Source organism: Microcoleus sp. AT8-A3, from assembly GCF_036705675.1.
GTDB lineage: Bacteria > Cyanobacteriota > Cyanobacteriia > Cyanobacteriales > Microcoleaceae > Microcoleus.
This window is the reverse complement of record NZ_JAUBVD010000008.1, coordinates 166769-176590: the sequence shown is the minus strand read 5'-3', so window position 1 is coordinate 176590 and position 9822 is coordinate 166769. Positions and strand designations below refer to the sequence as shown.

Annotated in this window: 8 protein-coding genes; 5 read left to right on the top strand and 3 right to left on the bottom strand. The window is 46.1% G+C overall.

Annotated elements, in window-relative coordinates:
* Window positions 1–124 precede the first annotated feature (124 nt).
* The gene (locus QUB51_RS07320) at window positions 125–982 is read left to right on the top strand and encodes a hypothetical protein (RefSeq protein WP_333055103.1); all 858 of its coding nucleotides are present in this window, start codon (window positions 125–127) and stop codon (window positions 980–982) included.
* A 143-nt stretch (window positions 983–1125) separates the two neighbouring features.
* Window positions 1126–1710, top strand: a complete 585-nt coding sequence (locus QUB51_RS07315; protein WP_333055101.1) for a GNAT family N-acetyltransferase — start codon at window positions 1126–1128, stop codon at window positions 1708–1710.
* 191 nt (window positions 1711–1901) lie between these two features.
* Here QUB51_RS07315 and psbA read toward each other — a convergent pair whose 3' ends face one another.
* On the bottom strand, window positions 1902–2984 hold the full coding sequence (gene psbA / locus QUB51_RS07310; protein ID WP_333070606.1) for a photosystem II q(b) protein: 1083 nt from the start codon (window positions 2982–2984) through the stop codon (window positions 1902–1904).
* Window positions 2985–3181: 197 nt separating this feature from the next.
* A complete protein-coding gene (locus QUB51_RS07305; RefSeq protein WP_333259477.1) occupies window positions 3182–4927 on the bottom strand; it encodes an alpha/beta hydrolase in 1746 nt (581 codons plus the stop codon).
* Window positions 4928–5214: 287 nt separating this feature from the next.
* Here QUB51_RS07305 and QUB51_RS07300 point away from each other — a divergent pair, with 287 nt between their 5' ends.
* Together QUB51_RS07300 and ligA are read left to right on the top strand one after the other, a co-directional pair.
* Window positions 5215–6195 (top strand): Npun_R2479 family HD domain-containing metalloprotein, encoded by a 981-nt coding sequence (locus QUB51_RS07300; RefSeq protein WP_333058314.1) that lies wholly within the window; start codon window positions 5215–5217, stop codon window positions 6193–6195.
* A gap of 398 nt (window positions 6196–6593) precedes the next feature.
* Window positions 6594–8792, top strand: coding sequence for an NAD-dependent DNA ligase LigA (ligA, locus tag QUB51_RS07295; RefSeq protein WP_333234138.1), 2199 nt, complete (start codon window positions 6594–6596; stop codon window positions 8790–8792).
* Between the two features lie 121 nt (window positions 8793–8913).
* Here the strand turns inward: ligA and QUB51_RS07290 are convergent, their stop codons facing one another.
* Window positions 8914–9117 (bottom strand): hypothetical protein, encoded by a 204-nt coding sequence (locus tag QUB51_RS07290; RefSeq protein WP_333058312.1) that lies wholly within the window; start codon window positions 9115–9117, stop codon window positions 8914–8916.
* Between the two features lie 12 nt (window positions 9118–9129).
* Between QUB51_RS07290 and QUB51_RS07285 the strand changes: the two genes are divergently transcribed.
* Entirely contained in the window at window positions 9130–9543 is a 414-nt protein-coding gene (locus tag QUB51_RS07285) for a hypothetical protein (RefSeq protein ID WP_333058311.1), read from the top strand.
* Window positions 9544–9822: the final 279 nt, after the last annotated feature.

Here is a 9822-nt window from a genome sequence, read left to right as displayed (position 1 = left end):
TCTGGTGGCTGCGGGCTTTTTCATTCGTTTATTTTACCAGCTTTTGACACTGAAGTTTTTTTGACCTGAATCCTTACGTCCCAACTGTGGAATTGATATAAAATTAGGGAAATCAACAAGCAAAATGATTCAATCCATACCGAAAATATCCATCAAACCTGGATACCGTCCCCAGTCAGATGATAAAACTCCTGAAGCTGATGCAATTGATTTTTACCTACTGCGACAACTCACCAATTCCCAACGGTGGCAAATGGGGGCAAAATTAAATCGTTGGGCAAAAACTGTTAGCTTGCGCGGGATGAAAAAAGCTTGTCCCTCAACCTACAAAGAGCGATTTGCTCGATCGATATTAGGTAGCAAGTGGTTGCCAATTTTAACCCCCACCAGTGAGCCCTCTATGTGGACGCAAGACCCCAGCGAAATTGCTAGACTGTTGCACCCAATTTTTGAAACATTAGGTGTCTCTTATTATATTACACGAGGCGTTGCCGCTTCTGTCTATGGCGACCCTAGAACAACACGCGATTTAGATTTAGTAATTGAATTGCTCCGGGACAATATTTTTCAATTAGTTGAAGCACTAGAAACGGCTGGTTTTTACTGCCCTCCGGGTTCGGTCAAAGATATTCAAGAGGGTAGAGGCATGGTGTTGAGCGTCACTCACATGACTTTAGTATTGAACGCTGATATTGTGCTGAATTCTAATACTGCATTCGATCGCTCAAAAATGGCAAGACGACGATTAGAAGCGCTTGACGAAGCTGGTGTAGAACAATTTTGGGTGGCTTCTCCTGAAGATATTGTGTTGGCCAAACTGCTCTGGCGGCAACAGTCTCAGTCTCAAAAACAATGGAATGATGTTTTGGGAATTCTGAAAGTCCAATCTGAGAATTTAGATCGGGGTTACTTAACAGGGTGGGCCCAACAATTGGGGTTGATTGATGATTTGAACCTAGCTTTTACTGAATCAGGGATTTGATGCGATCGCCCACAAGTGCAGACATACCTACAGTCATGATATTGTCCCAAGGATCTCGCCCCTAAAATATTTACAAAACTAAATCTGGTATGCGATCTATATCTAGCTGTTAGAATAGACAAACCTGAGCGTTAAAATCGCAAATGTATGACAGCGTTCCTACACACTATGCTATGGAATATCTAACTTTTAGGGAAGCCGATGGAGAGGACATACAGGCGATCGCCAATATTCACAATTCTCATGCGCGCGGTCAAAATACGTCGATCGAGCGCGGCTTTTTGCTAACACAAATTACTGAAGATGAGATTGTCCAAAGCTTAAATAATTCATGCAAATATTTTGTGTCAGCTAAAACCGATGGGGAAATTGTGGGATTTGTGGCTATATCACAACCCAAAATATCAGATGAAATCTTGGATAAAATTATCTGGAAAGATGAGGTTTTTAAGAAAAGAGTCACCAGCGATAGGCATTTTTATCTCGAAAGAGTAGCAACCAAGTTAGATTGGATGGGTAGAGGTGTGGCTCAATTTATGTATAACGAAATTTATCAAGTTTTTCCAACTTCATTGATTTCGCTGTTTATTGTTACCCAGCCAATAGCTAATACTCGTTCCCTAATGTTTCACCAAAAACAGGGATTTGAACAAATAGGAACTTTGCAAATTGACCGATTTCTAGATTTAGAAAATTATGAATGTATTGTGATGTTTAAAGAAACTTGAATTTATCATGAGTGAGTCTCCCACGAGAAGCCGACATCAATCCAGCCTAACAGGAATTACCAGAAGCGAGGGACTCGATATAACTTCCTTGGCGGCTGCGATACTTCGCCTCCCCGCAGTAAAAATATTTTTCCCCAAACAAAAAGCGCCCCTATTTCTAGGAGCGCTTTTTGTTAATCAAAAACTAAAAATTAGCCATTGATAGAAGGAGCAACCAAAGCTACTGGAGTGACTTCACTAGCAGCCAAATCAAGCGGGAAGTTGTGAGCGTTGCGCTCGTGCATTACTTCCATACCCAAGTTAGCGCGGTTGATGACATCAGCCCAAGTATTGATGACACGACCTTGAGAGTCGATAATCGATTGGTTGAAGTTGAAACCGTTCAAGTTGAAAGCCATCGTGGAGATACCCAAAGCGGTAAACCAGATGCCTACTACTGGCCATGCACCTAACAAGAAGTGCAAAGAACGGCTGTTGTTGAAGGAAGCGTATTGGAAAATCAAACGACCGAAGTAGCCGTGGGCTGCAACGATGTTGTAGGTTTCTTCTTCTTGACCGAATTTGTAACCGTAGTTTTGTGATTCGGTTTCGGTTGTTTCACGAACCAAGGAAGAGGTAACGAGAGAACCGTGCATTGCGGAGAACAAAGAACCACCGAAGACACCAGCTACTCCCAACATGTGGAAGGGGTGCATCAGGATGTTGTGCTCGGCTTGGAACACGATCATGAAGTTGAATGTGCCGGAGATACCCAAGGGCATACCGTCGGAGAACGAACCTTGTCCAATTGGGTAGATCAAGAATACTGCGGTGGCTGCTGCAACTGGTGCAGAGTATGCTACGCAGATCCAAGGACGCATACCTAAGCGGTAGGACAGTTCCCATTCGCGACCCATGTAGCAAAATACACCGATCAGGAAGTGGAAAATTACCAGTTGGTAAGGGCCGCCGTTGTACAACCACTCATCGAGGGAAGCTGCTTCCCAGATTGGGTAGAAGTGAAGACCAATTGCGTTAGATGAAGGAACAACAGCACCTGTGATGATGTTGTTTCCGTACATTAAGGAACCTGCTACTGGTTCGCGAATGCCGTCGATGTCCACTGGAGGAGCAGCGATGAAGGCGATGATGTAGCAAATGGTGGCGCTGAGCAAGGTAGGAATCATCAAGACTCCGAACCAACCTACATAAATGCGGTTGTCGGTGCTTGTGACCCACTCGCAGAAGCGTTCCCAGACGTTGGCGCTTTCGCGCTGCTGTAAGGTTGTTGTCATGGTTTTATGATTGCTGTATTTGGTTGTCAATGTTCGGATGATGTTTATATTATTACGCCTATCGTTAAGGTTTGTAAAGGGGTTTGACGACAGTTAAACTGATGAGTGTGATTAGGAAAGCTGATGAGAGGAAAGAGATGGCCCATCGCCCCCGCACGAAAAGAGATGACAGCGTTCACGCGCGGCGCACCTCAACCCTAACGAACAGGATCTATGGGAGGTGGAGAAGGTAAAGGAACAGGAGCGATCGCAGGTGGAGAGGCAGGGATGCGAGGAGGTCGAGAAATCCTGAACTGCAGGAGTTGCTGGGGGGTGAGCGATCGCAAAATTCTCAGTCCGAGAGTGTCTCTGGAGATGCTTAAAGCGTAGGATGGCTCCAAATACGGGCGGAAATTGGATTTATTGTTCAAATAGCTTTCCATGAACGCTAGGCTGAGTCCGCTGAGGTAGCGGCGGGCTAAAGCTGGTTCGGGCCCGATCGCCTGTGGTGGTGGCAGAAAGAGGCTTTGAGGGGATTCCTCGATCGTTGAGAAGTGAGTCCCGTTGTTCATCAGTACGAGATATTTGTTGGGCGATGTCAGCCATGTGAACGGTTGAATTTGTTCGAGCAAAGCGGGGGCGACTGTATCGGCGCTGCCTGCGATTAGCATGACGGGGATTTGGATTTTGCTGAGGTTTGTTTCTCCGAGAATGCTGCTGGCGATCGGGTTAACGGCGATCGCAGCTTTGATGCGCGGGTCGCCGAAATTGTACTGGTTGCGCTCTAGGCCGCGGGCGCGGCACTGCAACAGTAGGGAGAGGTTCCAACTATCGTTCTCGAGTCCGCAATCTTTGTCTAGCTGTGCAAAATTAATCCCTGCCCCGGCTAATGCTAAAGCCGTATAGCCACCGAAAGACTGGCCGATGACGCCGACTCGCTGCAAGTCGAACTGCCCTTGGTAGGCCGGATCGGTTGTAGAAAGTTTGGTTAAATAATCGAGCAGGTCTTTGATGTCGAGGGGGCGGTTGACAAATTCTGCTGGTTCTGCTACTTGATTGGCTCTGCCTGTTACTAAGTCTTGGATTTGTTGGGCGTTGCTGCCGGGGTGTTCGGGGACAGCGACGGCAAAGCCGTAGGAGGCTAGGTGTTTGGCTAAATATTGAAAGGAAATGCGATCGGAACCTAAACCGTGGGAAATTACTACTACTGGGGCCGGTTGGGGGCTGCCCTGTGGTAGGTAAATGTCCATATCAAATGTGCGATTGCGATTTGGACTCGTCAGAGTTACCGATGATTTTTTCCAAGTATAGGGGCCAGGTAGCTGGGGCTGCTGCATTTGGGCGGGCGGTATGGTGGGTTCTAAGGCTGCTTGTGCTTCCGACAACTGGGCGACTCCGGCGATCGTCTGATTGGAACGGTTGATCAGCGATGTCAGCTCGTTGGCGATACCCAAGGCGCGGGCGATGTCAATCCTGATGCCATAGGTGGGGAATTTCCGCAGCACGTTGAGAATTGTCAGGCCTTCTGGATCTGAGGCTGCTAAAATCAGGGCGGCTCGGATGGCATAAAATCCGGGCTGCCGAGCTTTGGTTTGAATTACTCGGCCCAAGCGTTTCAGCAGCACTTCTCCTTGAGGCGTGTAGAGAAATTGGGCGATCGTCACGTGGCTGATTTCAGCCTTCGCTTGCAGGGCGCTGCGAATCTCAGCTAGCTGAGATGCTTTGACGTACTGAGCGAAGCCGTCCAAGTTTGAGTCTATTTTGCCTTCTTTGGCGAAAAGTGCCAGGGATTCAATGGGAACTGATTCTTCTAGTGGCCCGTAAGTTACGTAAATTCGCTCGGCACCCATTGCCGGTGCGGCGGTGCAAACAGCAGTGAATGCACACAATCCTAGGTATTTTTGGGCGATCGAGCGCCGAGTACCCAGGGCAGCAGTGGAGAGACTCCGAAACAGACAGTTCATAAGTTTCAAACCTAGGACTTCTAATAATTAGTCAGTGAAACGATGTAAATTGTTTCACTAACATTTAATACCAAAAAATCGATCTGTTGCTTCGGATGCTTCCGAAATTAGGTTATCTTGGGAAGCATAGCCAAAAGAGCAATTTTCTGACCTGACAAGACTAGCTGAAATTTAAAATTCAACGCCGAGGGGTCAAACCTACTGGAATGCCCATTAATTATTTTTTCAGCAAGGCCAAGATATTTTCGATCGAGTTTGTAACTACAGCCTGAGTGAGAGAATTTATGATGTTCAATGCAACTGCTATCCTGATTGACGCTTTTGTGCAAGAGTTGCAGGCCGGCTACCGTCGCACCTACGGCAAGTACAAGCCTGACTACCCTGAAATTATCGCCTGGGCAGGGACTATGGCTCTGGAAAATATCGCTAACTGCGATGCTCTCTACCACAATGTGGAACACACAATGCTCGTGGCTTTGGTGGGACAAGAGATTCTCCGGGGCAAGCATATTCGCGAAGGCGGAGTGTCGCCGGAAGATTGGCTGCACTACCTAATCTCGCTGCTGTGTCACGATATCGGCTACGTCAAAGGTGTTTGCCGCCAAGACCAAGAAGCTGTGGGACTATATGCTACGGGTATTGACGGGGGCATGGTTTCTGTGCCGATCGGGGCAACTTCTGCCAGTTTAACTCCTTATCATGTCGATCGAGGCAAACTCGTAATTGACGAACGCTTCGGCGGGCACACATTAATTGATGCCGAACAAATCAAGCGCAATATTGAATTGACGCGCTTCCCAGTTCCGGCTAGCGAAACTCATCAAGACAGAAATAATTATTCTGGACTCGCTAGGGCTGCCGATTTGATCGGTCAGTTGAGCGATCCAAATTACCTGCGAAAAATAAGTGCCCTGTTCTACGAGTTTGAGGAAGTTGGCACTAATAAAATCTTGGGCTACAAGTCTCCGGGAGATTTGCGGCAAAATTACGCCAAGTTTTATTGGAATGGAGTTTTTCCCTACATTCCTGCAGCTTTGAACTACTTGGAATTGACGCAGGGAGGAAAACAAATTATTGCCAACCTCTACGCCAATGTATTTCAGGTAGAACACGCTGAACCGCTCGCTTTCACAAAGCCAAACGCTCAAGAATTTACCAAATACCGCGCCAATAGCAACTTGAACATCGAAAAAGATGGTGATAATCTTCAACCTTCAATGTCCGGGGAAAACAAGAAATTTACGGAGTTTCCCGACTTAAATTTGTAATGATTTACGCCCATAATTCGGCAGCTATAAAGGCGAATCAGTGGATTTTAAAATTGAGAATGTGGCCTGACAGGTTTGGCGCAACGTTCGGCGTTCAATCAGTCGAAGGATTTGAAATTTACTTCATAGATGAATCTGGAAGGTTGAACAAGAGTCGAAAGTTTTGGCCGACTGGCAACTTTGGTCGGAAAGTATATCCGTTTTTGGACAGGGTGACAATTAGGATAAGTTTTGATTTTCTAGTTGCTATATCTTGGTTTTTAGCTCAAATTGACATTGCTCATCTCAAATCTAAAATCTGTCTGGCAGCAGAGAGGTTGCTCGATCCTTTTTTTTGAGCTAAAATGGAAAGTTATAATCAAAAATTTAACATCTAAAATCTAAAACCTTAAATCGATATGGCAGCAGAGATTCAGCAGCAAATTCAACAGTTGAGGCAGCAGCTACAGGAAGCTAGCTATGCTTATTATGTTCTCGATGCGCCGATTATGCCAGATGAAGTGTACGATCGACTTTATCGCCAGTTGCAAGAATTAGAATCAGATTATCCTGAATTAATTACTGCGGAAAGTCCGACTCAGCGCGTGGGAGAACAGCCTGCTACTCAATTTTTTAGCGTCAAACACAATATTCCTCTCTACAGTTTGGAAAATGCTTTTAATTTTGAGGAATTTGCTAAATGGCAGGAACGCTGGCAAAGGGTAGCACCTTCCCTAACCCCCGTTCAAGAAGGAAATGCACCCCCCCTAACCCCCCCCTATCAAGGGGGGGGACAAGAGGGAAATGTACCCCCCCTAACCCCCCCTTATCAAGGGGGGGGACAAGAGGGAATAGCATCTTCCATTCGCAATCAGGAAAACAGGGAAATTACTCCCCCCCTTAGCAAGGGGGGGTTGGGGGGGGTTTCCTATGTTTGCGAATTAAAAATTGACGGTTCTGCTTTAGCGTTAACCTATGAAAATGGAATTTTAGTTCGCGGTGCAACGCGGGGAGACGGCATTGCCGGAGAGGAAATCACTCAAAATGTCAAGACTATTCGCTCGATTCCTTTAAAGCTCAATTTAGATAATCCGCCGCCTGTTGTGGAAGTGCGGGGAGAAGCTTTTTTGTCTTTAGCTGTGTTTGAGGAAATTAATCGGGAACGGGAAAAAGCAGGGGAACAATTGTTTGCTAATCCTCGCAATGCTGCGGCGGGTACGCTGCGGCAGTTGGATTCTAAAATTGTGGATAAGCGACGGTTGGATTTCTTTGCTTATACTCTGCATTTAGATCAGAATAACGAGGGTAACACGCAGTGGGATTCGTTGGAATTGTTGCGACGAATGGGGTTTAAGGTGAATCCCAATCGCAAAATTTGCTATTCTTTGGATGAGGTTCGGGAGTATTACGAATATTGGGATACTGAACGGCGGAATTTGCCTTACATGACTGATGGGGTTGTTGTTAAGATTAATTCGGTTTTGCTGCAAAAACAATTGGGTTTTACTCAGAGGTTTCCGCGTTGGGCGATCGCCCTGAAGTATCCCGCGGCAGAAGTGCCTACAATAGTAGAAGCTGTCACCGTGCAAGTAGGGAGAACCGGGGCTCTGACTCCTGTAGCGGAACTGAAACCGGTGCAGTTGGCGGGGACGACGGTTTCGCGGGCTTCTCTCCATAATAGCGATCGACTTTCCGACCTAAATCTCCATATTGGCGATACTGTGATTGTCAGAAAAGCTGGGGAAATTATACCAGAAGTTGTGCGAGTTTTGCCAGAACTTCGGCCCCAAAATGCTCAACTTTTCCAAATGCCTAGTTGCTGTCCCGAATGCGAACAGCCTGTGGTTCGGGAAAAGGGGGAGGCAGTTACTCGCTGCATCAATACATCTTGTCCGGCAATTTTGAGGGGTTCGCTGATTCATTTTTGCAGCCGGGATGCTCTGGATATTAACGGTGTTGGGGAAAAGTTGGTGCAGCAGATGGTTGATAGCAATCTGGTGCATTCTGCGGCGGATTTGTACGATTTGACTGCGGAAAGATTGATGAGTTTGGAACGCATGGGTAAGAAGTTAGCAGAAAAGTTGGTAAGTGCGATCGCCCAATCAAAAAATCAACCTTATTCGCGCGTACTTTACGGCTTGGGCATCCGCCACGTCGGCAGCGTGAATGCTCAATTGCTGACAGAAAGGTTTGCAAATGTAGAAGAGTTAGCAGGAGTATCGGCGGCCTCGATTGAGGGCGTTTACGGCATCGGCCCGGAAATTGCTCAAGCTGTTTATCAGTGGTTTCGAGTGCCGGCAAATCAAAGTTTAATTGCACGGTTGAAAACTGCAGGCTTACAATTGCAGTCAGAAGTAAAAAATCCCAATTTAGCCAGCACAAATTTACAACTTGCAGGCAAAACTTTTGTGCTGACCGGAACTTTGCCCACTTTGAAACGAGATGAAGCTAAAGATTTGATTCAAAAAGCAGGAGGTAAAGTCACAAGTTCTGTGAGTGCTAAAACTGATTATGTGGTTGTGGGAGAAGATGCGGGTTCTAAGTTGGAAAAAGCTCAATCTTTGGGAATCAAACTACTTTCGGAATCTGAGTTATTAGAACTGCTATCCAAACCATAAATGATTGGTAAAAGTCAATATATCTCTCTCTTTGCTCTTTCTCTGCGCCCTCTGCGCCCTCTGCGGTTCGTAAAAAAAGCTCATTCACTTGGGCCGTTTTCAAAGAAAATCCCCAACAATTCTATTGCCCTAGATGCAAAATAGCCCCTCGCGAATTGGGCAATACCTCAAAAGGCAGAGAAATCCCGATCGCCCTTGGTGAATATACATACTTCCCCAGCGGTGCGGCCCAAATCTGTTGTCGGTACAGGCGAGTTTTGCTAAAATTTGATAAAGTTTGCAATAGCGATGGCAACTGCCAGCTTAGCCAAATCCCAGCAATCATAGGAGATACATTATGTCGGAAATTCCAGCAGAACAAGCACAAACAAACTTGCCAACTCCAGAAACAACTACCGAAAGCTCAATTTCTGGGGTGGAAAACTTGAAAAACAGTGTGGGAAATGTCCTAAATAGTTGGAAGTTGAAAGCAGGATTAGCCGTTGCTGTACTTTTGGGAGTTTTGCTATTTGCTTTCTACTGGCAGCATATGATTGCAGTCGTAGGTATGAAGAGTTGGTCGGCGCGATCGGGTGCTAATCCGATCGAATGTATGGTAAGAGATACTAATAATGACGAGTATGTCAGTTGCAGCGCCCTCCTCGATCAGCAGATTGTCCCTCTTGAGTGCAGTTCGAGTCTGTTCAATATCGGCTGTCGAGTCAATTACGGAACTGCGGCACCAAATCCGAGACAAACCAACCCTAGATAGAGCATCTGCGGGTTAGAGATGATTGTTGAAGGAACAGATTTGCTACTAAAACATGGGAATTATAAAAAAATTCCCACCGTGAAAATACTCCAGCAATAAAGAGGGGAAAACTATTGTTTTTCTTGTTGTAAATTAGCAGGTAAGTCTACTTACCTGCTATTGCCATTAGGTAATCTGTGATAGATGATGTGTGGCAGTATATTGGCGATCAGAAGGTTTTGATGATATTAATTTGGTGGTGATGAAACAGAAATAGAGTTCCAAACCCCCTGGATCGGC